The organism is Staphylococcus condimenti (assembly GCF_001618885.1).
GTDB classification, from domain to species: Bacteria; Bacillota; Bacilli; order Staphylococcales; family Staphylococcaceae; genus Staphylococcus; species Staphylococcus condimenti.
In genome coordinates this window covers 80,016-104,676 of sequence record NZ_CP015114.1, presented here as the reverse complement: position 1 = coordinate 104,676, position 24,661 = coordinate 80,016, and the positions used below count along the sequence as shown (strand labels likewise).

Annotated in this window: 29 protein-coding genes and 2 riboswitches; of the genes, 9 read left to right on the top strand and 20 right to left on the bottom strand. The window is 33.2% G+C overall.

The features are described 5' to 3' along the window. Positions 1-86: 86 nt before the first annotated feature. A complete protein-coding gene (locus A4G25_RS00680) occupies positions 87-917 on the bottom strand; it encodes an alpha/beta fold hydrolase (protein WP_047131935.1) in 831 nt (276 codons plus the stop codon). A gap of 255 nt (positions 918-1,172) precedes the next feature. On the opposite strand from A4G25_RS00680, the gene A4G25_RS00675 reads away from it, so the two are divergent. Then, on the top strand, positions 1,173-2,171 hold the full coding sequence (locus A4G25_RS00675; RefSeq protein WP_047131936.1) for a proline dehydrogenase family protein: 999 nt from the start codon (positions 1,173-1,175) through the stop codon (positions 2,169-2,171). Between the two features lie 64 nt (positions 2,172-2,235). Here the strand turns inward: A4G25_RS00675 and ribH are convergent, their stop codons facing one another. The 7 genes from ribH to A4G25_RS00640 all read right to left on the bottom strand — a co-directional run bounded on the left by ribH (position 2,236) and on the right by A4G25_RS00640 (position 9,011). Then, positions 2,236-2,694, bottom strand: a complete 459-nt coding sequence (gene ribH, locus A4G25_RS00670) for a 6,7-dimethyl-8-ribityllumazine synthase (protein WP_047131937.1) — start codon at positions 2,692-2,694, stop codon at positions 2,236-2,238. Between the two features lie 31 nt (positions 2,695-2,725). Beyond that, positions 2,726-3,907 carry a bifunctional 3,4-dihydroxy-2-butanone-4-phosphate synthase/GTP cyclohydrolase II gene (locus A4G25_RS00665; RefSeq protein WP_047131938.1) on the bottom strand — a complete coding sequence of 394 codons (1,182 nt, stop codon included), beginning with the start codon at positions 3,905-3,907 and terminating at the stop codon, positions 2,726-2,728. A gap of 15 nt (positions 3,908-3,922) precedes the next feature. Continuing rightward, positions 3,923-4,555, bottom strand: a complete 633-nt coding sequence (gene ribE, locus A4G25_RS00660; protein ID WP_047131939.1) for a riboflavin synthase — start codon at positions 4,553-4,555, stop codon at positions 3,923-3,925. 6 nt (positions 4,556-4,561) lie between these two features. Beyond that, positions 4,562-5,611 (bottom strand): bifunctional diaminohydroxyphosphoribosylaminopyrimidine deaminase/5-amino-6-(5-phosphoribosylamino)uracil reductase RibD, encoded by a 1,050-nt coding sequence (ribD, locus tag A4G25_RS00655; protein ID WP_047131940.1) that lies wholly within the window; start codon positions 5,609-5,611, stop codon positions 4,562-4,564. Between the two features lie 174 nt (positions 5,612-5,785). Then, positions 5,786-5,917: riboswitch (FMN riboswitch) on the bottom strand. Positions 5,918-6,016: 99 nt separating this feature from the next. Further along, a complete protein-coding gene (locus A4G25_RS00650; RefSeq protein WP_047131941.1) occupies positions 6,017-7,498 on the bottom strand; it encodes an FAD/NAD(P)-binding protein in 1,482 nt (493 codons plus the stop codon). 127 nt (positions 7,499-7,625) lie between these two features. Next, positions 7,626-8,471 (bottom strand): peptidoglycan release complex glucosaminidase SagB, encoded by an 846-nt coding sequence (sagB, locus tag A4G25_RS00645; RefSeq protein WP_047131942.1) that lies wholly within the window; start codon positions 8,469-8,471, stop codon positions 7,626-7,628. Between the two features lie 318 nt (positions 8,472-8,789). Continuing rightward, positions 8,790-9,011, bottom strand: coding sequence for a hypothetical protein (locus tag A4G25_RS00640; RefSeq protein WP_015900622.1), 222 nt, complete (start codon positions 9,009-9,011; stop codon positions 8,790-8,792). A 202-nt stretch (positions 9,012-9,213) separates the two neighbouring features. Here A4G25_RS00640 and A4G25_RS00635 point away from each other — a divergent pair, with 202 nt between their 5' ends. Next, the gene (locus A4G25_RS00635) at positions 9,214-9,714 is read left to right on the top strand and encodes a sigma-70 family RNA polymerase sigma factor (RefSeq protein WP_052766744.1); all 501 of its coding nucleotides are present in this window, start codon (positions 9,214-9,216) and stop codon (positions 9,712-9,714) included. Next, the gene (locus tag A4G25_RS00630; RefSeq protein ID WP_052766745.1) at positions 9,707-10,150 is read left to right on the top strand and encodes a competence protein ComK; all 444 of its coding nucleotides are present in this window, start codon (positions 9,707-9,709) and stop codon (positions 10,148-10,150) included. The genes A4G25_RS00635 and A4G25_RS00630 overlap by 8 nt, the downstream gene beginning before the upstream one ends. Here A4G25_RS00630 and A4G25_RS00625 read toward each other — a convergent pair. Beyond that, positions 10,134-10,586 carry a hypothetical protein gene (locus tag A4G25_RS00625; RefSeq protein ID WP_047131944.1) on the bottom strand — a complete coding sequence of 151 codons (453 nt, stop codon included), beginning with the start codon at positions 10,584-10,586 and terminating at the stop codon, positions 10,134-10,136. The genes A4G25_RS00630 and A4G25_RS00625 overlap by 17 nt on opposite strands. A gap of 127 nt (positions 10,587-10,713) precedes the next feature. After that, positions 10,714-11,430, bottom strand: a complete 717-nt coding sequence (locus A4G25_RS00620) for a transaldolase (RefSeq protein WP_047131945.1) — start codon at positions 11,428-11,430, stop codon at positions 10,714-10,716. A gap of 184 nt (positions 11,431-11,614) precedes the next feature. Here A4G25_RS00620 and A4G25_RS00615 point away from each other — a divergent pair, with 184 nt between their 5' ends. From A4G25_RS00615 to A4G25_RS00605, 3 genes are all read left to right on the top strand, one after another. Further along, positions 11,615-11,920 (top strand): hypothetical protein, encoded by a 306-nt coding sequence (locus A4G25_RS00615; protein WP_047131946.1) that lies wholly within the window; start codon positions 11,615-11,617, stop codon positions 11,918-11,920. A gap of 69 nt (positions 11,921-11,989) precedes the next feature. Next, positions 11,990-12,361, top strand: a complete 372-nt coding sequence (gene crcB / locus A4G25_RS00610; RefSeq protein WP_047131947.1) for a fluoride efflux transporter CrcB — start codon at positions 11,990-11,992, stop codon at positions 12,359-12,361. Then, positions 12,354-12,710 carry a fluoride efflux transporter FluC gene (locus A4G25_RS00605; protein ID WP_047131948.1) on the top strand — a complete coding sequence of 119 codons (357 nt, stop codon included), beginning with the start codon at positions 12,354-12,356 and terminating at the stop codon, positions 12,708-12,710. The genes crcB and A4G25_RS00605 overlap by 8 nt, the downstream gene beginning before the upstream one ends. 45 nt (positions 12,711-12,755) lie before the next feature. Here the strand turns inward: A4G25_RS00605 and A4G25_RS13295 are convergent, their stop codons facing one another. The 5 genes from A4G25_RS13295 to metK all read right to left on the bottom strand — a co-directional run bounded on the left by A4G25_RS13295 (position 12,756) and on the right by metK (position 16,853). Next, positions 12,756-13,058 (bottom strand): ADP-ribosylglycohydrolase family protein, encoded by a 303-nt coding sequence (locus A4G25_RS13295; protein WP_250636757.1) that lies wholly within the window; start codon positions 13,056-13,058, stop codon positions 12,756-12,758. Further along, positions 12,983-13,678 (bottom strand): ADP-ribosylglycohydrolase family protein, encoded by a 696-nt coding sequence (locus A4G25_RS00600; RefSeq protein WP_250636756.1) that lies wholly within the window; start codon positions 13,676-13,678, stop codon positions 12,983-12,985. Before A4G25_RS00600 ends, A4G25_RS13295 begins: the two co-directional genes overlap by 76 nt. Positions 13,679-13,688: 10 nt before the next feature. After that, the gene (locus A4G25_RS00595) at positions 13,689-14,531 is read right to left on the bottom strand and encodes an aldo/keto reductase (RefSeq protein WP_047131949.1); all 843 of its coding nucleotides are present in this window, start codon (positions 14,529-14,531) and stop codon (positions 13,689-13,691) included. 128 nt (positions 14,532-14,659) lie between these two features. Next, positions 14,660-15,559, bottom strand: coding sequence for an NERD domain-containing protein (locus A4G25_RS00590; RefSeq protein ID WP_047131950.1), 900 nt, complete (start codon positions 15,557-15,559; stop codon positions 14,660-14,662). Between the two features lie 97 nt (positions 15,560-15,656). Next, on the bottom strand, positions 15,657-16,853 hold the full coding sequence (gene metK / locus A4G25_RS00585; RefSeq protein WP_047131951.1) for a methionine adenosyltransferase: 1,197 nt from the start codon (positions 16,851-16,853) through the stop codon (positions 15,657-15,659). Between the two features lie 108 nt (positions 16,854-16,961). Continuing rightward, a riboswitch (SAM riboswitch) is annotated at positions 16,962-17,078 on the bottom strand. 162 nt (positions 17,079-17,240) lie between these two features. Here metK and pckA point away from each other — a divergent pair. After that, positions 17,241-18,833 (top strand): phosphoenolpyruvate carboxykinase (ATP), encoded by a 1,593-nt coding sequence (pckA, locus tag A4G25_RS00580; protein WP_047131952.1) that lies wholly within the window; start codon positions 17,241-17,243, stop codon positions 18,831-18,833. 50 nt (positions 18,834-18,883) lie between these two features. Here pckA and A4G25_RS00575 read toward each other — a convergent pair whose 3' ends face one another. Both A4G25_RS00575 and ytkD read right to left on the bottom strand, forming a co-directional pair. Further along, positions 18,884-19,660: an alpha/beta hydrolase family protein gene (locus A4G25_RS00575; protein WP_047131953.1), complete on the bottom strand. Its 777-nt coding sequence runs from the start codon at positions 19,658-19,660 to the stop codon at positions 18,884-18,886. Continuing rightward, positions 19,644-20,117 carry an RNA deprotection pyrophosphohydrolase gene (gene ytkD, locus A4G25_RS00570; protein WP_075140937.1) on the bottom strand — a complete coding sequence of 158 codons (474 nt, stop codon included), beginning with the start codon at positions 20,115-20,117 and terminating at the stop codon, positions 19,644-19,646. The genes A4G25_RS00575 and ytkD overlap by 17 nt, the downstream gene beginning before the upstream one ends. A gap of 89 nt (positions 20,118-20,206) precedes the next feature. On the opposite strand from ytkD, the gene yidD reads away from it, so the two are divergent. After that, positions 20,207-20,464, top strand: a complete 258-nt coding sequence (yidD, locus tag A4G25_RS00565; protein WP_047131954.1) for a membrane protein insertion efficiency factor YidD — start codon at positions 20,207-20,209, stop codon at positions 20,462-20,464. On the opposite strand, the gene menC is transcribed toward yidD, so the two are convergent. The 3 genes from menC to A4G25_RS00550 all read right to left on the bottom strand — a co-directional run bounded on the left by menC (position 20,461) and on the right by A4G25_RS00550 (position 23,699). Continuing rightward, positions 20,461-21,468, bottom strand: a complete 1,008-nt coding sequence (gene menC / locus A4G25_RS00560) for an o-succinylbenzoate synthase (protein WP_047131955.1) — start codon at positions 21,466-21,468, stop codon at positions 20,461-20,463. The two genes, yidD and menC, sit on opposite strands and share 4 nt — an antisense overlap. A 3-nt stretch (positions 21,469-21,471) precedes the next feature. Then, entirely contained in the window at positions 21,472-22,860 is a 1,389-nt protein-coding gene (gene menE, locus A4G25_RS00555) for an o-succinylbenzoate--CoA ligase (RefSeq protein WP_047131956.1), read from the bottom strand. A 116-nt stretch (positions 22,861-22,976) separates the two neighbouring features. After that, the gene (locus A4G25_RS00550) at positions 22,977-23,699 is read right to left on the bottom strand and encodes a hypothetical protein (protein WP_047131957.1); all 723 of its coding nucleotides are present in this window, start codon (positions 23,697-23,699) and stop codon (positions 22,977-22,979) included. Between the two features lie 478 nt (positions 23,700-24,177). Here A4G25_RS00550 and A4G25_RS13175 point away from each other — a divergent pair, with 478 nt between their 5' ends. Further along, positions 24,178-24,405 (top strand): hypothetical protein, encoded by a 228-nt coding sequence (locus A4G25_RS13175; RefSeq protein WP_232011955.1) that lies wholly within the window; start codon positions 24,178-24,180, stop codon positions 24,403-24,405. Positions 24,406-24,661 lie beyond the last annotated feature (256 nt).

The window sequence follows — 24,661 nt, the reverse complement described above, 5'->3', positions numbered from 1 at the left end:
ACGATAATATTTTAAAAATTTTTATTTTAGGAAAAGCTATTAAAAAAACCAGCAACAATTGTGGAAAAGTTGCTGGTTACACTGCTTTATATTTCAATTTGATCATCAACATCATTAGGTATAAATCCAAGCGCATTCACTTTATTATTTAAATAACTTAAAATATAACGCATTACTAAAGGACGCTCTGGTTCGTTATGAATCTCATGATATAAACCATCCCAAGCTTTAAAATAAAGCTCATCAGATTTGACCCGATTTTTAATTTCTAAAATGGCTTCAGTTTCTAATACCTTGTCATCTTTACCAAACATTAAACACATCGGAATACTTTGGATATCTTCCAAATGCTCCATTGTCTTTTTCATTACATTTACTACTTCTTTATACCAATGATAAGAAACTTTTTTCAACATCAATCCATCTTGTTTTGTTTCTTCTATTACCTCTTCATTTCGCGTTAAATGCTCAGGCTCAATACCTAAATTAAAACGCATATCTTTAACACCCGCACCCACATTTGATGTCAGCATGTTCTTTCGTGTTTTATTATTTTTTTGAAAAGCTACAAGTGGAGATAAGAGTATAATACCTTCAATCGGTAATTCTGTTCTTTCAAGTAAGTTTAATGTAATTAAACCGCCTAATCCTACACCCATTAAAAATGTGGGCAACTTATATTCACTTGCTATTCTTAACCACTCTAGGATATGTTCGTGATAGACTTCAAAGTTGTCAATTTGACCTTTATTAGAACGTGATGTCTGACTTTGACCTGGCAAGTCACCCATAATAACATGATATCCATTCCTTCTTAATGAAGTAATGACATATGCATATCTTCCAGTATGTTCTAATAAATTATGAGCAATAACAATAACTCCTTTTGCTTCACTTTCTGTTTCCCACTTCCACATATCAACGACTACCCTTCTACTAATAATATTTAAATCTATTGTATCAAAAGGAAGTCCTTAAAATCTATTTTGAGCACAGTACCTTTCTTTAAAATCGAGTATTATTTAAATCATTTGATGAAAAATTATTTTAACATTGTTTACTGATTTTGTAATATTTTAATATATAGTGTACTTTTATATATTGTTAACGTTTTCATACATTATTGAAACATGATACACTAATTTCAATATAGTTGTATGGGAGGAATTACTATGTCACTTGTCAAAGATTTTTTTATCGGATTATCTAATAATACATTTTTAAACAATTCAGCTAAGAAATATGGGCCAGTGCTCGGGGCAAGCAAAGTTGTAGTTGGCAATTCATTAGATGATCTTATTAAAACAATCCGTGAATTAAACGATAAGGGGATTACAGTGACAGTTGACTGTCTTGGTGAATTTGTTGGTACTGAAGAAGAGAGTTTAATTGAAAAAAACATTATCCTTAAAGTCTTACAAGCCATGCATGATAACGATGTTAAAGCACATCTATCAATTAAAATCAGTCAGTTGGGTGCTGAATTTGATTTAGATTTGGCTGAAAGAAACCTTAGAGAAATTGTTGCTAAAGCAAAGGAATTAGATAATAGACACGTTAACATCGACACAGAAAAATTTGAAGGTCTTGATGACATCTTACATGTGTTAGATGATATTTCAAAAGAGTATGATAACGTCGGTACTGTTATCCAAGCTTATCTATATACAGCTACTGATATGGTAGAAAAATACCCGCACATTCGATTACGACTCGTTAAAGGTGCTTATAAAGAAAATGCATCTATTGCATACCAAAATAAAGAGGATATTGATGCGAACTATATTTCTTTAATCGAAAAAAGACTGAAAAATGCGAAGAATTTTACATCTATCGCAACTCACGATGATAAAATTATCGATCACGTGAAAAAATTTGTTGAAGAAAACAATATCAACAGAGATGATTTTGAATTCCAAATGTTATTTGGATTCCGTACTGACCTTGCATATGCTACAGCAGACGAGAATTATAACTTCTGTATTTATGTACCATTTGGTGATGATTGGTTTGGTTACTTTATGAGACGTTTAGCAGAACGCCCGCAAAACTTAAATTTAGCAGTAAAAGAATTTGTTAAACCTAAATCACTTGCAATAACTGCTGGTGTAATCGCAGCAGTTATAGGAGTGACTACAGCAGCAACTGCTTTAATTAAAAAAAATAAATAAAAATAAAAAGGAAGAAACTAAGTTATCAAAACTCAGTGTTTCTTCCTTTTTTAAAGCAATAAAATTAAATTGATTTCAATAAGTTTGCCATTTCAATTGCAGCCATCGCCGCTTCTGCCCCTTTATTTCCTGCTTTAGTACCTGCACGTTCAACTGCTTGTTCTATTGTTTCAGTTGTAAGCACACCGAAAATAACAGGCAAACCACTTGTATCACTGACTTTTGACACGCCTTTTGCAACTTCATTACAAACATAATCATAATGAGATGTTGCACCGCGAATCACACAGCCGAGTGTAATTACTGCATCATATTTTCCAGTCTCTGCAAGCTTTTTGGCAGCTAAAGGAATTTCAAACGCACCAGGCACATAGGCTACATCAATTTTTTCACTATCTACTTCATGTCTTACGAGTACGTCTTTAGCACCATCTAATAAACGTCCTGTAATAAAGTCATTAAATCTTGATACTACAATTCCTATTTTTAAATCTTGTCCTAATAATTTCCCTTCAAAGTTCATTCTCAATTCCTCCAATTTTCTTATATAGTACTTAAAGCATATGTCCCATTTTTTCTTTTTTTGTTTGCATGTAATCATGGTTATGTTCGCATTCAGGAACGATTAATTCAATTCTTTCTGCGACATCAATACCATAGTGCTGCATACCTTTGAATTTTTCTGGATTATTACTTAATAAATTTATTTTCTCGATACCGAAATGTTTAAGAATTTCAGCAGCATGATAATAATCACGTAAATCTTCGCCAAAGCCTAGCGCTAGATTTGCTGTGACAGTATCATAACCTTGTTCAATCAGTTCGTATGCTTTCAATTTATTAATCAATCCAATTCCTCGACCTTCTTGTGGCAAGTAGATAACCATTCCGTCATGTTCATCTATATATTTCATAGATGCTTCTAATTGTGCACCGCAATCACATCTTTGACTATGGAAGATATCACCTGTCAAACATGAAGAATGAATACGTACATTTTCTACTTTTTTAATGTCGCCTTTAACAATCGCCACAATTTCCTCATGTGAATAATCAGATTCAAAACCATACATATCAAAAGTACCGAAATCAGTCGGCAACTGTACTTTTGCTTTAGCATGCATATGTTGCTCATGAGTTCTGCGGTAATGTACTAATTCTTCAATTGAAATCATTTTTAAATTATGTTTTTCTTTGAAACTCTGCAATTGTTCTCCCTTAGCCATTGTTCCATCTTCATTCATGATTTCACAAATCAACCCAGCAGGTTTGGCACCTGTCATAGATGCTAAATCAACTGCAGCTTCAGTGTGGCCGTTTCTTACTAGCACACCGCCTGGTCTTGCAATGAGTGGGAAAAGATGTCCAGGACGATTAAAATGTTCTGGTTTAGACTCATCAGAAATAAGTGCTTTTGCTGTTAACATTCTTTCATTTGCACTAATTCCTGTCGTTGTATCTATATGATCAACACTTTCAGTAAAAGCAGTACCGAAGGCATCACTATTATCTTTAACCATCGGTGTTAAATTTAATTTTTCAGCTAGTGAAGGTGCTAATGGTGCACAAATAAGACCACGTCCTTCTTGTGCCATGAAATTCACAGTATTATCATTCATATATTCAGTTACAGCTATCAAATCGCCTTCATTTTCACGATCTTCATTATCTACTACAATGACGCTGTTGCCATTTCTTAATTCTTCAACAGCAGATTCTATACTATCGAATATCATTTACATTCACTCCTCTTAAAATCCGAACTGACTTAATTTTTCTCTTGTTAATCCAGATTCATTTTTTGAAATTGCCTTTTGTACATACTTAAATAACATATCTGCTTCTAAATGAACTTTATCTCCAATTTTTTTCGTACTCAGAATCGTTGAACGTTTTGTTTCAGGAATTAAATGAATATCAAATTGACCCTCACCTAACCGGAAAATTGTCAAACTCACGCCATCTACAGTAATAGAACCTTGTTGGACCATTTGGTTCGTTAAATCTGGAGTGCATTGGATAGTGACAATGTTAGAATTTGCTGAAGGTTGAATCCGCTTAATTGTACCTACTTCATCAACATGTCCAAGAACAAAATGACCGCCAAAACGGCCCTGACTTGGCATTGCACGTTCTAAATTTACTTCACTGCCTTTACGCAGCTCAGAAAGATATGTTTTATTTTCAGTTCCTTTGATGACTTGAACATCAAATGTTTTTTCAGTAAAAGAAATTACAGTTAAGCAAGCACCATTTACGCTGATAGAATCACCGATATGGATATCTTCTAAAATATCATCACATTCAATTGTCAGACTCATGACATTTTGCTTAGAAGAAGTTTGAACAACTGTACCAACCTCTTCTACAATGCCGGTAAACATATTAAATCACTTCTTTCTTAGTGAAACTTTAATATTTTGATCGATGATTTCAGAATGGGCAATTTCAAATTGAGGGATTTTATCCAAAGAAAGTACTTCTTCTGTTTGATAGAATTGGTATTTCCCTGAACCTCCAATAACTTTCGGGGCGTAGTAAATAATAAGTGTTTGAACACACTCTGATTGGAGAAATTGTGAAGATACATTCGGTCCGGCTTCTACATAAAGTGAACCGATACCTTTATCATATAAATCACGTAAGATATTATGGATAGAACATTCTTCTAACTGAATAATCTTGATATTATCAGGATGTTCTTTATTTTGTAATGCTTTATTTTCTGTATACAACCAAACTGGCGTTAATCGGTCATGAAACATATTTTGTCTAAAACTTAAACGACCACTTCTATCTAATATCACTCGGATAGGTTGGCGTTCACCTTCTATTCTGACTGTTAAACTCGGGTTATCCACTTCTACTGTTCCTGCTCCTGTCAATATCGCATCATGACGTGCACGGTTTTTCAAAACATCTTGTTTTACATCTGGATTGGTAATCCATTGACTTTGACCAGCGTCCGTCGCTTGTTTACCATCCAAACTCACACTTACCTTTAATGTAACTTCTGGAATTTTAGAAACTTTAGCAGCAAAGAAATCTCTATACATTTTCTCTGCTTCAATATCATGCTGATATTCCACGTCAATGCCTGCTGATTTTAAAATCTCATCACCCGGCGAATCTAATGTAATATCTTTCATTGCATAAACCACTTTCGATATTCCAGCTTCAATTATCTTATTGACACAAGGCGGAGTTGAACCATAATGTGTACATGGTTCTAAAGAAACATAAATAGTACCGCCACGCGCTTGATCCCCTGCCATATCTAAAGCTTGGACCTCAGCATGCCGTTCACCCTGTTTCAAATGTGCACCGAGACCGACAATTCGGCCTTGATTGACAACAACAGAACCTACAGCAGGATTTACACCAGTTTGTCCTTCTGCCATTTTTGCCAGTTGTATTGCATTGTCTAAAAATCGATTCAAACAATCACCTCATTAAAAAACCCGCTGCCAACCAAAATTGGGCAACGGGAAAGAATTTATCATAGATTATTAATATTAGTAGTTGATTTAATAAAATTGCGTACTTAAATAAGCCGAATCAAATTAAACCTCACATATAAAATTAATAAATGAGTTTTATATTTAATGACGTCTTCATTCTTTCTCCCATCCAGACTTTACTGTCGGCTCTAGATTCTCACTAGATCAGCCATGTTCTATATAGAACACAGGTCGCAGGCTTAATTTACTGCCGGTTGGGAATTTCACCCTGCCCCGAAAGAATTTTTATGAAATTGTTTCTGAATCAATTCGAGTTATATAAAATCTTAACTCATGTTTTAATCATATCTTAAAATTATCAATCTTACAATAATAAAAACTTACTTATCGATTTTCTTGATGAAATGCATAGAGACTTTCAACAGCTTGAACAGACTGACGGACAATCATATTAACGCCATTTCGCGCTTGATTTATTCCATTTGTAATCTGGCCTATCGCAATCAAATGAGGTAACGTGCCGTGTCTTGGACTTATAACTTGATTCGTCTCCGGAACAATTTGAATACCGCCCATTGGATGCGCCTGTACAATCTGTCGATTCGCAATATCGACAATAAATCCATCATCATCATCCAAATCCTTTAGTTGCGTTCTTGGTCCAGTTGCATTAATAACCACATTATAATAATCTGGTTCATCTTGATCAGGATATTCAAAAACATATACTTCATTTTCATAACGAACATTTTCTAAATCTTTTTTGACCACCACATGCCCAGCTTCAATTTCTTCAATCAACAATCGTGCAGTTCGAGGCGGCATTGGATTAGAATTAGCTTTTAAAATCGGCATATATTTTTTCATAAATGCTTCTTGGTCTTGTAAACTCAAGCTATTCCAAATCCAATTCATATTTTCTTTTATAGTTTCAAGCAAACTTTGAAATACTCCTAATATTTCAGGATGAGATAAGTCATACTTTAAATCTTTAACTGGATCTCCTACTTTGCGATGGATTAATGCTTCTAGCGGTATATCATACGTTTCACATTCTTTTTCGAACAATCGAATCATAGATTCCAAAGGTACCACTCCAAAATGTGAACGTAAGATTTTATCAAAATTTTCTTTTGTAATATGTTTAAGTGTGATATCAATCATATTACCACGCACACTTGGAAATTCGCCGTGCCGACTCGTTGCAGTGATAGGTAAATTCGGATGATGTTTTACGACATATCGAATGACATCTAAACTTGATAATCCAGTGCCGATAATTGCGATATCATCTGTATCTTTAACATCATTCAAGGTTTCATATGTAGGGTACGGCGATTTAATATATCCCTTTAAACCTTTTAAATGATATGGATCATGATATGCCATCGTTCCTACTGTTAAAAAGACATAGTCATATTGTCTGCACGCTTCTTGTTGATGATTTGTACATACAAAATATTGTATTTTAGCATTTCTTTCAAAACCTTGTTCAAGATACATTTCAGTCGCTTTTTCAGTAATCAAATGAATATTGTCATATTCTCGGTCAAATTTTTCTAAGTAACTTTTCATGTAGTGACCAAAAACAAATCTAGGTAAATATGTAGCATTTTCAAACTTAAATTGATTTTGACTTTCATACCAGTTGAAAAACTCAGCTGCGTCATGAAAATTTAACGACATATCCTTACTTGGTAAATTAATAAGCAGTTGTGAACTATCATTTTGAAAAGGTACACCTTGCCCCATATTTTGCGGATCATCATATACATCGATGTCTAATTCTTTAAAATATGAATGAGACTCTAATTGACGCAGGATACTTACACCAGCTGTCCCCATCCCAATAATTGCAACGCGCATTTTAATACCTCCTCGTTTTTTTCATATTACTCTTCATGTTACTTACTATTATGCATTAAAAATAAATAAAGCGAAACAATTAAAACTGTTTTGTTTTAATTGTTTCGCCTTATTAAATTACCTTTATTTATTGATGTTGTTTATCGTCTTTATAGACAAACAGTTTAAAATACTTACCTTCAGTATTTATTTTTTTATAAAAATCTGCAATTAATGATGCATTGCTTTCTGCCCATTTAATATCAGTAGCATATTGATGCTCTCCTGGATTTTTTGGATTCCATCTCATACTGTACAGTGTATTTTGATCTGGATTAGATAAGAAATGAGAATGGATAAAGTCAGCCCCGCCGTCAATTGCTTTTTCAGGTGTATCCCAATTATGTTTTTTTGCATATTCTGCACCTGTTTTAATAGGATCTTTATCTAATGCACCAACACCATAGAAATTGTAATACTTCTTACCATCTATTTCGACACCTTTAGATAAATCACTTTTAACAGCACCAGTTTCTAAAATAGCATGTGAAATTAAGTATACCTCATTAACATGTCGTTTCTTAGCTGCTTTCATAAAATCATCAGTATGAGCAAGCAATGTCGGACGATCAGCCAACATACGCTTTATGCGATTTTCATCAATACCTTGATATTTTGATAAATCTAAGAATTGATATCTTTGCACTTTATCATTGATAAAGTTTTTACTATCCATCGCTTTTTTAATTTCCGTACCTGTTGCATCATGCCAAATATCATTTTTGTCTGATACTTGCTGGCTTGTATAGTTATCAATTTGTTTTTTAGCTGCTTTATCGAGTGTGACATCAAGATGTTCAACAGTCTCAACTTTCTTTACGTGTTTAAACAAAACCTGATCAGAAATCATCGAAAAGAAAATCCAGCCAGCTGCAGCTAAAATAACAAGCAACCCTATAATCGAAATAATAGAGCCCTTCTTATGCTTCGTCATAATTACACCTCTTAGGTCAAGTTGAATTATTAAATTATAAATTTTGTTAGTATATTTTATCTCTATATTAAGTATAAAATATTTCAAACTCTCTATTCATTATCTTATCATATCTTAGTGGGTGTCATGGCTTTGAAGTCAGAATGTAATATTGTTGTATTCTCTGCCTAATATTTTGATATTTTCAGTAATATTTTTAATGGCATTTCTCATTTTAAGATTAAAATAACCTGTTTAACACAGCATATTACTGTCATAAACAGGTTACTTTTATTTTCTATTATTTTAACAGTATCAACAATTTGAATATATTATTAATTACTCAGGACGTTTATAATCCATCATGATAAAACTTGCTGCTTCTGACTTATTTTTATAATAATAGCGATTTAAATCAATTGTTCCTTCAATTGTTCCATCACGATACATCATTTCATTAGTCATATTATTTATCATTACAAAATCCGAGCAATCTTTAATCATATCCAATTCGTCGTGACGTGCAAAAAAGTGTTCTAAGTTCAAATGTGCGTAATCCATAGAATCCTCCCGTCTTTTTAAATGATGCTGAATTTCATTAATTAGTTAATTTTATCCTTGAATCTTTATAAAAATTTTTATTTCTGTCCTTCTATTTAACACCTATTTTGCTTATTAAGCAAATGAAAATCATTGGTTGAACATTTATGATGAAATTAACCAGAAATAATAAGATAGTTACATATCTATACGAGGTACCGCATTGAATATTGAATATCAAATCAATCGAAATAAAAAGATTATATTTTCGCTCTTACGAAAATATAACATTCGTTACGATACCGATGAATATGCGCAGTTGTTAACAATTAAAATGTGGAATTTAATTCGTCAATTTGACATGTCCATACATGATAGCATGAGCCGTTATTTATTTCAAAGACTTCATTTTTATCTGATTGATATCTTTAGAAAAAAGAGTCGACAGCTTAAAACGTGTACATTAGAAACAACACTTAACGATACCGAAGTTTATCATAAAATCTCCCATCATTCATTACCATTGATTATGCGAGACTACTTTCATTTACTCAATGAACAAGAGCGGTTATGGCTGAACTTAAAACTTTATGGTTATAAACAATTTGAAATACAAAAGTTGATGAACAAATCAGCCACTACAATACGAAAATATCAAAATTGTGTTCGCAGAAAACTAGAACCGCTTCGCTATATTATCCAAGGAGATTTAAATCATGCATGATACTAAAAAGCAGCCCATCATTTTATATATGGCTAATTATCCGCATCAATGCTTTCAAGTAGAATGTGTATATAATATTTTTCGTAAACTGACGAAAAATTCTATTAAGCATTATTTGAATTTACTTACACGTATGTATCCATTACCTAAAAATGTAGTCTCAACAGATTTAAAACAAATGTTGAACATTCGGAAACATTTGCCGATTATTATTAATGCTTCAACTATTTTATTTCCTATCAAACACAAACGTGCTTCTATGCAATACTTTATTAATGGTATGCAAATTACGGGGATAAAAAAAGAAAATCAGCAAACACGGCTGATTTTTACTAATGGAAAACAACTGGTCATCAAAGCGCCCTACCAGTTTATTCATCGCAAATGGTTAGAATGCATTTTTCTGCATCACTTTATTTTTATTGGACATGATTAAAACGATATTCTAGTAATTTTTTCGTAAAGAATGCAGTAATTATTCTAATTAAATAACAAGAAATGATAATAGCTGCAATAGCACCTATCATTATAAATATGAGTTGTATTGTTGATAAATGTGTTTGTGGATCAATGAAGTAATTGACCACGTTCAAACTTGTTAATAATCCAAATAAAAATAGTCCAAGTAACAAAGCATTCGCAAGTAACATGCCGACTATCATTACAAATAAAAAACTAATGCCGTGTGTTTTATCAGAAAAAACGTGCTGCTTTAAAAATAAATTTGAAAATTTAACAGGTTGGCTTAATATTTTTGAATTTGCTTGGTTTTGACGTGCTTCTTTCAGAAATTGATTTAATTTTATTTTTTCTTTTTTATTCAAAAACCATAAACGTTTTTTAACTTTGGTTTCGAATATTTCTCTTTTCATACACTTATACACCTGCCCTTGATTTACATTAAAAAAGAGGCGGAAATAGTTTAAGACATTTAGACTTAATTACTATTTCTGCCTCTATTTTAATATATTCTGTATTATAGAGATACTCTTTTTTTAATTATAGGATTGAAAGTCCGGATTTTTGGATGTCTTTTGCAAATCCTTTTACTGTATCTACTGATAATTCATTTACGTCTCTGCCGATATTAGGGATTTTGCTGATTACACCTGATGGACATGTAATAATATCAGCACCGATTTCATCTGCTTGAATAACATTTAATAATTCACGGCAGCTTGCCCATAATAATTTAACGCCATCTTTTGAATGTGCAATTTCCACTGATTCTTTCATTAATGGAAGCGGATCTACTCCTGTATCTGCAATACGACCAGCAAATACTGAAATGTAAGTTGGAACACCTTCAGTTACAGCTTCTGTAATCGCTTTAACTTGGTCTAGAGTATAAACTGCAGTTACATTCAGTTGAACGTTATCTGCTGATAATTTTTTAATTAATGGAATGGTAGATTCACCATTTGTTGTTACAATCGGAATTTTAACAAATACGTTTTTACCGTATTGTTTTAAAATTTCTGCTTCTTTTGCCATTGTTTCTAAATCATCAGCAAATACTTCAAATGAAATTGAAGCATCAGGAATTTCACGAACTGCTTCTTCAGCAAATGTTTTATAATCTGTTACACCTGCTTTTGCCATTAAGCTTGGGTTCGTTGTGAAGCCGTCTACTTCGTTATTTTTGTAGGCTGCTTTCATTTCTTCAATATCTGCACCATCTGCGAATACTTCTACATTTAAATCTGCTTTTACCATAGAATGAGTTCCTCCTATCATTACTACAAACTTTCATTCCTTTTCAATAACTTGATTATAACACGCACAAAAATAAAAGGCGATTTTGCGAACTCGAACATATTATTTTTAGAATTTGTAAAGAAATGGTTTATCTCTATTTCAATATGATAATATGGAAGAATGGATAGAAATGGAGGTTGTCATGGCAAAATCAAAACTTTATTTTTATATTACGCTTTTATTGATTATTATTAGTTTTTACTTCAATATGCGTAATCCAATACTCAATAATCAGTTTGATTCTATCGTTAAAAAAATATTGATCAGCAGTATTGTAAATGCAATTATCTTAATTGTTGCGATTATCTTTGCAGATAAATCTATGAAACTTTCAAAAGACAGACCTGATTGGATTCGTCCTGCAAGCAAGTTTTTACCTTATCTGTTATTAATTACGATTATCCTTCATATTGCTTCTTCACTTATATCATTCGGTCTTTTAAAATAATTAAAACTGTTTGACAATGATTTTAAATCCTACAATAATTTAATTATTAATCAAGAATGAGGCGGTAAAGTGCAATATTTATATGTATTTATCGGTGGCGCATTGGGCGCACTGATAAGATTCGGCTTATCACAATTGAATCAAGGAAGCGGGTTCCCTATCGGCACTTTCATTGCTAATCTAGCTGGCGCATTTTTAATGGGCTTAATTACAGCACTAGTTTTGAAAACTTTCCAAAAAATCTCGCTTTTAAAAAAAGGAATAACAACAGGATTTTTAGGAGCTTTAACTACATTTTCTACTTTCCAATTCGAACTGGTACATATGTTTGAACATCATAACTATGCATTACTTGGTATATATGCGATTACAAGCTATACATTTGGAATCCTATTATGCTATATCGGAGGAAAATTAGGAGGTGCACTAAGCCATGATTAAAATTTTGCTCATCATGCTTGGTGGCGGTTTAGGTGCAGTCGTTCGAGCTGCTATTACACAAGCATGCAGCCGTATACCTTCTGAAATTCCGATAGCTACCCTAATTGTTAACTTAGCAGGTAGTTTTGCAATTAGTTTATTAAGTGGTTTTGCTCTTTCTAATGAATGGGCTTCTCCATTATTAATTGTTGGATTTTTAGGTGGGTTAACAACGTTTTCTACCTTATCTTTAGAGTTGAAAAACTTGCTGATTGAACAACCAAAACCTACATTATTTATTATGTATAGTGCATTACAATACCTCCTTTGTTTTGTCGCTTGTTGGTTCGGTTTCCTTATTGCAAATTAAAAGAAACACTTGAGAACATATAAATTTATGTTCTCAAGTGTTTCTTTAATTAGTTATAAATTTTGAAATAATAGGTTCGACCTTTTCTTTACCTACCAAATTTTCAATCCATATTTCTGGAATAGCTTGATAACCGTATAATAAACCTGCAATACTCCCAGTAATAGACCCGACAGTATCTGTGTCGCCGCCTAGATTAACTGCTTTAAGTACAGCATCTTTAAAATTATCAGAATTGCCGACACACCATAAAACAGCTTCTAAAGTATCTACTACGTATCCAGAAGAGTGTATATATTTTTTAGATAGTTGATTGAATTCTGGCTGTAATTTTTTTCGAAATAACATTTATATTCATCAAAAAGTACAGAGTCATGCTTAAGATACATATTTAATTCTTTGTTTGTATTTTCAACACTCACTTTAAAAGAATGTCCTAAAGCAATGTGTCGCAAAATTTCTATATAAATGATTGAAGCAGTGATTGCACGCGGATGACCATGTGTAATACTTGTATAGTCGATTACTTTGTTGAAAATTTGATTTAATGCCATCTCTTCAGATAAACACTTGGTTAATGGTGCAATTCTCATCAAAGCACCATTTCCGTTATTATATTCTGACTTGCCGCCACACTGTTCTGCTGGCGTACCATTTTCATATCTTTTAATTGCCTGTGTTGTAGAGTTGCCAACACCAAATGCTTCACCGAACGGTGTTAAATAACCATCATTTAGATAGCAAACAAATTTTTGCATTAAACTATCTATATCGCCATGATTATTAATATTTTCTGCTAAGCATAAAGTTAGCGAACTGTCATCTGACCATGTTCCAGGAGGTTGATTACACGAACCGTAGCCAATCATACCATCAATATTAAAACTGCCTCTATCTTTAAATTCGACAGGCACGCCTAACGCATCCCCTACCATTGCACCATATAACATTCCTTTATAATCAGCCATTTAAGTCACCTTAATCGTTATGTCCAGAATAATCATCGGGATCTGGTCCAACACGCTTTTCTTCGTTTAAATTATCTAATTGCTCCATTTGTGAATCTGACAATTCAAAATCAAACACTTCTAAATTTTCTTTAATACGAGAAGGTGTCACGGATTTAGGAATAACTACAACATTATGTTGAATGTTCCATCGGATGATAACCTGAGCAGGTGATTTGCCTACTTCATTTGCGATTGTTTTTAATGTATCATCAGCTAAAATTTGAGCATTCATTAATGGCGACCATGATTCCATTTGAATACGTTGCGCTTGTAAATATTTTCTTAAATCTTCTTGTGCTAAATATGGATGAAATTCTACTTGATCAATAACTGGTTTAACAGAAGCATGTGAAAGCAGTGTTTCAAAATGATGTGGTTTAAAGTTGCTAACACCAATATTTTTTACTTTGCTATCTTTGAGTAAATCTTCCATCCCTTTCCAAGTATCAATCATCACATCTTCGTCCATACCAGGCCAATGCATTAAATATAAATCTAAGTAATCTAAACCTAATTTATCTAAAGATGTTTGGTAAGCATCTGATACATTTTCTCTACCATAATCTTCTAACCATAATTTGGATGTAATAAATAAATCTGAACGTTTTAATCCAGTAGAAGCTAGACCCGCTTTAATGCCTTCTCCTACTTTTTCTTCATTTTCATATATCATTGCAGCATCAATACTTCTATATCCTTGTTCTATTGCATATTGTACTGCTTCTTTAGCTTGTTCATCATTTTCAACACGGTATGTACCTAAGCCGACAATCGGCATTTTATTTCCGTTATAAAATTCAATAAATTCCATTATATTCATCTCTCCCTGTTATTCATAATTCCACTATACCTTATGTTTGTCCGACGTTGCATCTATTCAAACTTTAAAACGCAAGAAAGCACTATCCACGTAAAATACGTAAATAGTGCTTTTGCTCATTAATTGAATGATTCGATTTCTTCCATAATACGAGATAAATCTTCAACATTATATTGAATGCGTCCATGGAATACAAATTTATTAAAGTATTCGTCTAATTGTTCTGGGCCTACTAATACTTTAGTATTTGTATTTTGAACGTAGTTAGAAATAGTCACAGCACCTTCATTTTTAGGATTGAAATAAAGTAACGCCATTGGTGTATATTTCAAATCCAATTCACGACGTAAAGCATCTGCTAACTGTTCAACATAATTCAATTGTTTTGAATAGTTCACAAATGATGCAGTCTGTTTATCATCATTTTCATCTAAAACTAATGTTTGCGGTGTACGCGGATCTAAATCCAATACATTAAAGACGTGTTCAATTGTCGGTAATTCAGCAAATTGCTTATTGCTGATTCCATTGTAAACGTGTCCTTTTAAGAGTTGAGAATCAATAATGTATAAACCAGTACGTGTTAAAACTAAATGACTAATACGTTCTATGTCATTCATATCATTCTTTGGCAAGAAGATATTTGCCATAATATGCATATCTTCTGGGCGAATACGTTTTTCTTTCACTAAACGCTCTCTGATACCAATAAGACGCATGTCAGTGATGTATTCGCTATGATTTTTTGAAAAAAGTTTCAGTGCGTCGATTTCACGATCTTTTGAATCAACCGTAGCATCAAAATCAGCTCGTTGTTTCGTTACCGTTTTCTTATGTTCGACACGCTCTTTTTCAAGCTCATCTTCGTAATTATCTTTCAAGCTTTTTTCTTTCGCTTCATATTGTTCTTCTGCTTGTTGTTGTGCTTTCTTTTTGCTGCTTAATGCAGTTAAGAATAATATTAAGAAAATAACAGCTATTACTATCGCTGCAACTAAACCAATTTCCAATGGTCCCATACATATTCCGCTCCTTTACTTGTCTTAAATATCATTATAAAGGAAAGTTTCGATTCTATCGATAATAATCCTGAATTTCATTTAAAAATTGCAGAAATTATGCTTGGACCGCTTCTTTCAATAAATCCACTTTGTCCACACGTTCCCAAGGCAATGCAACGTCTGTACGGCCAAAGTGACCATAAGCTGCAGTTTGTTTATAAATAGGACGTTTTAAATCTAACATTTTGATAATACCAGCTGGACGTAAATCAAAGTTATCACGCACAGCTTCGACCAATTTACTTTCAGAAACTTTACCAGTGCCGAAAGTATCAATTGAAATTGAAACAGGCTCTGCTACACCGATAGCATAAGCAAGTTGAACTTCGCATTTATCTGCAAGCCCTGCTGCTACAATATTTTTTGCTACATAGCGTGCTGCATAAGCTGCTGAACGGTCTACTTTTGTTGGATCTTTACCACTGAAGCATCCACCGCCATGACGTGCAAAACCGCCATAAGTATCTACAATAATTTTACGGCCTGTTAATCCAGCATCACCTTGTGGTCCGCCAATAACAAAACGGCCTGTCGGATTAATAAAGAATTTAGTTTCATCATCTAATAATGATGCTGGTACAATTGGGTCAATCACATGCTTGCGGATATCTTCTTGAATTTGATCAAGTGTTACATCTTCAGCATGTTGTGTTGAAATAACTATTGTATCAATACGTGCTGGTTTATCATTTCCATCATATTCAACTGTAACTTGTACTTTGCCATCTGGACGCAAGTATTTTAAAGTCCCGTCTTTACGTACATCTGATAATCGTTTTGCTAATTGATGTGAAAAGTAAATCGGTGTCGGCATATACGTATCTGTTTCATTTGTCGCATAACCGAACATTAAACCTTGATCTCCTGCACCAGTAGCTTCGATTTCTTCCTCACTGATTTCATTTCTATATTCTAAAGCACGATCTACCGCTTGTGCGATATCAGGTGATTGTTCATCAATTGCTGACATAACTGCCATTGTTTGGCTGTCATAACCATATTTAGCTCGCGTATAGCCGATTTCCTCAACTGTATCTCTTACTACTTTTGGAAAATCAACATAAGTCGCTGTAGAAATTTCCCCGACAATCATAGCCATTCCCGTAGTGACTACTGTTTCGCATGCAACTCTGGCATTCGGATCTTTCTTCAATAATTCATCCAAAATAGCATCTGAAATTTGGTCTGCTATTTTATCAGGATGTCCTTCTGTAACAGATTCTGACGTAAATAATCTTCTATTATTCGACATAACTGACTCCTTTTGATTTTTAATTACGAAAATTCTCTATCTATGAGCTCAAATTAAAAAGGGCTTTCCACTATAAACATAGAGAGAAAGCCCTTTGACGTCCTTTCGCTCTTATCGTTCAAACGTCTTTATCTGACATTTGCAAACGGTTTGGCACCTTTCTCCATTAAGAAGAGGTTGCTGGGCTTCGTTGGGTCCATGTCCCTCCGCCACTCAGGATAAGAGAATCCGTTACAAATAATACTACCCAAACAAAATTAAATTGTCAATTACACGAATTGAATTTCACAAATCCATTGTGGAATAATGGCAATATTATGTTATACTATGAAAATGTAAAGGCTTACAATTTATTATATTACTTACGCGCTGGAGGGGTTTTTTAAAATGGCAGTAGATGCACAAACAAATTTACAAAAGTTGAATCACTTGATTGAGAAACCATCATCACTATTTCAACTAACAAAAACGCAACTTTACAACAAGATTTTAGACAATAATGAAGGCGAATTGACAGAATTAGGAGCAATTAACCAATTGACTGGTCAATATACAGGACGCTCTCCTAAAGATAAATTTATTGTAAACGAACCTTCCTATAGAGATGCAATTGATTGGGGTTCAGTCAACCAACCAATTGAAGAAGAAAAGTTCTTAAGACTTTACGATAAAGTTTTAGATTACTTAGATCAAAAAGATGAACTTTATGTTTTTAATGGTTATGCAGGAAGCGACCAAGATACACAACTGCGTTTGACAGTAGTAAACGAAATGGCTTGGCATAACTTATTTGCACATAATATGTTTATTCGTCCTGGTTCAAAAGATGAAGCAGAAAAAATCAAACCAAACTTCACAATTGTTTCAGCTCCACACTTCAAAGCTAATCCTGAAGAAGATGGAACCGCTTCTGAAACATTCGTAATTATCTCATTCAAACACCGTATCATTCTTATTGGGGGAACTGAATATGCCGGTGAAATGAAAAAAGGTATCTTCTCAGTAATGAACTACTTATTACCTCAACAAGATATTATGAGTATGCACTGCTCTGCTAACGTAGGTGAAAAAGGCGATGTAGCTTTATTCTTCGGTTTATCAGGTACAGGTAAAACTACTTTATCTGCAGCACCAGATCGTAAATTAATCGGTGATGATGAACATGGTTGGAATAAAAATGGTATTTTCAACATTGAAGGCGGCTGCTATGCTAAAGCAATCAATCTTTCAAAAGAAAAAGAACCTCAAATTTATGATGCCATCCGTTACGGTACAATTTTAGAAAACGTAGTTGTTGAAGAAGATGGAAATGTCGACTTCGATGACAATAAATATACAGAAAATACACGTGCAGCATATCCGATTGATTATATCGATAACATTGCAAAACCTTCAAAAGCTGCACATCCTAATACAATTGTATTCTTAACTGCAGATGCATTCGGAGTATTGCCTCCAATCTCAAAATTAACTAAAGAACAAGCATTATATCATTTCTTAAGTGGATTCACTTCAAAATTAGCTGGTACAGAACGCGGTATTACAGAACCCGTACCTTCATTCTCTACATGTTTCGGTGCACCATTCTTGCCATTAAATCCAAAGAGATATGCTGAATTGCTTGGTGAACTAATTGATAAGCATGAAGTTGAAGTATATTTAGTTAACACTGGTTGGACTGGTGGTAAATACGGCGTTGGTCGTCGTATCAGCTTAAAATATACTCGTCGTATGGTAGATGCAGCGATTAAAGGCGAATTAAAAAATGCTGAATTCGAACAAGATGAAGTATTCGGATTGAATGTTCCTAAAGACATTAAAGATGTTCCGAAATCTATCTTGCAACCAATTAACGCTTGGAGTAACCAAGATGCTTATCGTGAACAAGCCCAAGACTTAATTTCTCGTTTCGTAGAAAACTTCAAAAAATTTGGAGATGACAGCAAAGAAATCGCTGAAAAAGGCGGATTTAAAGCTTAATTAAACCTGTTTTTAACCCGGAATGGATGTCAAATCCTTTCCGGGTTTTCTTATACACTGTTGTGATTTTCAATTTTTTCCATCCATTGATGAATTATTTCAAGTACTTCCTTTAACGCTTTCGGTCTAGGTATATGCCCTTCTGACATTTGATAAAAGGTTTGATAATTATGACCGATTTTTTCTAAATATGCTTCTAAGTGATAACCTTGATGTATCCCTACTTGTTGATCCTCGCCACCATGTATTATAAGTATTGGAGGACTGTTTGAATCAATATATTGCAGTGCTTCTCTCTGTTGATAAGCTGTTTCATCTTTTTTAGGATGCCCTACCATTCTTCGCAACATTCCACGTAAATCTACACGCTCTTCATACATTAAATGTAAATCTGTAACACCACCCCAAATGATATAACTATTTGCCGGCAAATGTTGAAATGTTAATAATCCTTGTAGTCCGCCACGTGAAAAACCAACAACATGAACGTAAGCATTTGGATAGAGTGATTTTAAAATATCCATTGCTTTTGTCACATCGTGCAGGTCTTTTCCAGAAAATTCATCTCTACCTTCACTGCCGTTATTTCCTCTATAATAAGGGCCGAATACCAATGTATTAGGATCTGAAAATTGCAATAAACGTCCAGTACGAACGCGTCCAACTTTCCCCTTTCCGCCACGCAAATAAATAACTATACGATTTACCTCTTGTTTAGGGGTAAGCATAAGTCCTTTGACATTCAGTTGATCCACTTTATAAGTTACTTCTTCACCCATATGTGTCTTTAACTCGATCGGCATACGTTTTTTATTGATAAAGTCCAAGTTGATTCACTCTTTCTGCACATTTTAAAATCACTTCATCTGTGAGCAAATAGCTCTTTTCTTTTTCATCAATAGTATCTAAAGAATGAACGACTACAGGGCCCTTTGTTTCAAGATAATCCTGTTTGCCTTCAATTGCTTTGACATTTATCGCAAACACATCTTTTGTAAACCATCGTTTGCCACTTGGATGGTAAACAGTATATTGGGCTATATATTGCATATCTTGAATAACTGCACCTGTTTCTTCAAATAATTCTCTTTTGATTGCACATTCGCTCGTTTCATTCTTTTCTATTTTGCCGCCAGGAAATTCAATACCACGTTTTTTATGGTTAGTTAATACATATTTACCTTGATATAGCGGGATAGCAAGAACGTGTTCTCCATTCGCTTGATCATCAGAATCAGTAAAATGCATCTCAATCTTATTATTAAATTGATCATTTGTAATCACGTTCTATCACATTCCTTTGATTAATATGCTAAAATATAAATCGTTATGAGTTGGATTTACTTTCATTCTTAAGAGTTGGAGGGATAACTTTGAAAAAACTCTTTCTCGGCATCATTTGGGTGTATCAGCATTTTATTTCACCGCTCACTCCACCAACTTGCCGTTTCTATCCTACTTGTTCTAATTATACAAAAGAAGCAATAGAGGTACATGGACCTATTAAAGGTGCATGGTTAGGTATAAAACGCATTTCAAAATGTCATCCGCTTCATAAAGGCGGTTTTGATCCTGTACCTTTAAAAAAGGACCATAATCATCAGCATTGCGAACATCATCACCATCATTAATAACGTTTCAACTGATTTTTGTTGATTACTGGGGGCGCAAATTCAATGCGCCCTTTATTTAATATACCGTTTTCTTCTGTAAATTCTTCTGCAAAATAGTAACCATACGGCGTAATATCACCAGGATAATCTCCTAATCGGCTTAGATAAGCTGTAAAATAACGACTCAGGCCATATTCATACATGCCCCCAATCACAACTTTAATATCCTCTTGATGCAATATTATAATAGCTTCCAATATGCGATCAATACCGCCTAAACGAAATGGCTTTAATATAACAGTATTTACATTGTAATTTTCAATATAACGCAGAATTGAATCTATATCTAGCGCTTTTTCATCTAAAGCTATTGACGGAATTGTCTCTTTTTCTACATCATTCAAATCGTTCAAGTCTCTAAATGGTTCTTCAATGTATAAAATATCAAAACGTTTTTTAATTTCTTGTAAGTTTGGAATATCATCTTGATTCAATGATTCGTTAGCATCTAATGCCAGAAGTGGAGATGATTGCAATTGCTGTAGCTTTTTTAAATCATCAACTACATTATCTGACCATTTCAACTTAACCCTTTTGGGTTCTGTTTTTTGTAATACCTCGAACTGTTTATCAGATAATCCACTTGCTGTCGCACCATATTCAACAGAAAATGATTCCAAATTATAAAATGCTTGATAGAGTGCCATAGCTGCAGTACTTCTTGCAGCTGGTTGCATTGATAATTTATCTAAAATTGTTTGGGCTGCATTAAAATCATCAATATCTTTACCCAATACTTCTTCATCAAACCAGGATTTCAATGCGTTATGCACAGATGTTATCGTTTCTTTATCGTACCAATCTGTTTCAAAGGCATTGCATTCACCAAAGTAGCTGCGCCCTTCTTGATCAACCATTTCAATAATTAATGCTTTTCGTGTATACATTTCAGTCTTAGGTGTTTTTATCGAATTTTTAAAAGCAGCTTCAAAAGTATAAAAATTTAACGTTTTAAATCTCATTTATTATTCCTCAATTGAACCGCGCTTTAACTTCCCAGTAGAAGTATATGGTAAAGTTTCTACGCGTTGATACGTTTTCGGCACTTTATATTTTGCTAATTCTTGTTGTAAAAAATGTTGAAGTTTATTTTCATCAATATCAGATTCACTCACATAATACAATTTCGGTACTTGTCCCCACTCTGCATCCTCGACACCGATACACATCGCATCATTCACATTTTTATAACGTTTAGCAGCACTCTCAATTTCAAATGGATAAATATTTTCTCCTCCACTTATAATTAGATCCTTTCGACGATCATAAATCATCACATTGCCTTCTGAATCAATTTTTGCAATATCACCTGTTTTAAAATAACCATTTTCAAAAGTATCTGTTAATTTTTTTGGATATAGATATCCATTAATCACATTATCACCTTTTAACAAGAGTTCTCCATGGCCTTCATGATTAGGCTTGGTGATTTTGACATCTACATTTGGGCTCGGTTTGCCAACTGTGTCTGGATTGAATTTCAACATGGCAGGAGAAGCTGTTAAAAATTGTGAACAAGTTTCTGTCATACCAAATGAATTATAAATTGGTAAATGATACTGAAGAGCCTCTTCAATTAAAGCATGAGAAAGTTTAGCACCACCCAAGAGTATTTTTTCTAAATGACAAGGTTCAGTTAATCCTGCATCCATCATCCATTTCAAAGTTTGCGGTACAAGTGAAATGTGTGTAATATTTTCACCCTTAATAATTTCAAGTATTTGATCTGCATCAAATTTATTCACAATTCTAACTGTAAAACCTTCAATCATACTTCGCAATAAGACGCTCAAACCTGAGATATGATATATGGGCAATACAGATAACCATTTGGTATTTTGATCGAAACCTAAACTTTCTTTACATCCGATTGCACTTGCTAGATGATTATTAAAAGTTTGCGGCACTGCTTTTTGTGGTCCTGTTGTGCCTGATGTAAACATAATTGAAGCGATACGTTCTAAATCCATAGGAATTTCATATGTTTCAGTTCCTCGCTTCGCTTCGAGCTCTGACCATGAAATAATATTGAAACCATCTATATTTAACGGAAGAATTGCGATAATCGTATCAGTATCTACGGATTTTAATTGTGCAGTTATTTCTTTATCCGTTAATCTTGTATTAATCATTACTGCCTCAATTCCCGCTAACCAAGCACCATAAATAATGAGAGCCGAATCAAGACGGTTATCTATATAAAATGCGATACGTTTTCGATTAAGTTGATGCAACACATAAGCATATTGCAACGCGGTTTCATAGACGTTCATATATGTAAGTTTTGTGTCGCCGTCTTCGAGTGCAATATTTTCTGGAACTCTTTCTGCATTTCTTTTTAACCATAAATCCATCACTTTTTCCTCCTTGTTTCTCTACATTTTCTATTTTATCAAAGAATTTATACTTAAGATGGTAATTCGCTTTAAAACAAAATAAATCCGAGAGTTAATACTCTCGGATAAAAATGTTAATTGAGTAATTGATTCAATTTATCTTTAATATTTTGTAATTTACTATCAATATCATTAAGCAGTCCGTCTACTTTAGATTGATTTTCACCATTTTGTTGGGCTTGATTAGCCTCTTTTAATTTATCTACTGCATTCTGATATTGATCAGTTAAGTTATTATCACCATTATTTGTTGCTTTATCTTTCAATTGATTGACTTCATTTTGAGCAGAATCAATCGCGTTTTGACTATTTTGACCGTTTTGGATGTTATTTTTAGCACTTTCAATCTTTTCTTTGATAACTGTTTCTTTTTCTTTGATGACTTCTTTATAATTATTTGTCACATTCGGTTTGTTTTGATTATTAGATTGCTGTGTCTGTTCTGACTGTTGATTCTGATTAGCAGTTTGGTCATCATTTTTCGGTTGCATCATGTTCTTTACGATAAAGATGGCAACAACAATTAATAAGATAACTACAATTGCTGCTAACCATTTTTTCCCTTTGTTGCTTTTACGATTTTCTTCTTCTAACATACGTTCTCTGCGATAATCGCGTTCGTTATAATAACGCCCATCTTCATCTGAACGACGACGGTACTCTGCTTCTCGACTATCTTCAGGAGGTCTGTCATACTCATCTTCCCTATAGTCATCTCGGTTATTGCGATAATAATCATCTCGACGATTATCTCTGTGATTATCATAATCACGATTATTTCGGTCAGATCTTCTCATTTAAATCACCTTATTTCCATTTTTATTTAGTGAAAAATTAATATTTATTATCTTTAGTATACCATTTAACAAAAGGATAACCCTCGTATAAAAGTCCTATATGCTAAAATATTATGCATTGCGCTAGTATCTAATTTATAAGATAATAGTTTAGATACTTGTTTGAAGTGAGGGAACATAATTGCATTCAAAACCACCTAAAAGTCTTAATTACTATATTAAATACACAATCACATGTCTACTTGTTTTTATCATTATTTGTTTTTTATACGTTAATTATGGTACAAACCTTTTTCAATTGGATGTTCCTAAAAATTCTTCGATGTACTACCTTATTCATTTAGATTGGAAAGGTTATGCAAATGCATATACTGCTACTTTAACTACTATTATTATCCCTTTATTATTAATTGGTTTAGCACTTTTTCTTTTGTCTAGAATAATAAACGGGCGATTAAAAAAGATGCTGTTAAAAGTAATGCCAATCATAATCTTTTCAGCATTATTTGCATTGATTTTCATTCCACTCTTATTTGTGTTGAATGTAACACACTTTTCTTTTATTGCTACATTTTTATCTTTTTTAGCCTTATCTAAACCAGCTATGGTCAAAATGTATCATTTCAGCCGTAAAAGTGTCAGTGAGATTAACCAACCCATTTCACTAGAAGAACTTAAAGAAAAAGAATCTAACAATCAAAAATAAAAAAGTAACCACGGTAGCTAGTCTTGTACACTACTGTGGTTATTTCATGTTGGTATCGCATGGTAAATCTCAACTTATTTCGTAATGTTTTATGGTGTTGAATTTCGTTTCAATATTTATTTTTCACAATTTTCAAAATATTAATTGCAATTTAGTTCATTATTATTTATGATTATTAATAAATAGCACGATAGTTCTACAAAACATTATTACGACCCCTGTTTTATTCTCTAAATTACAAATAAAAATAGAATAG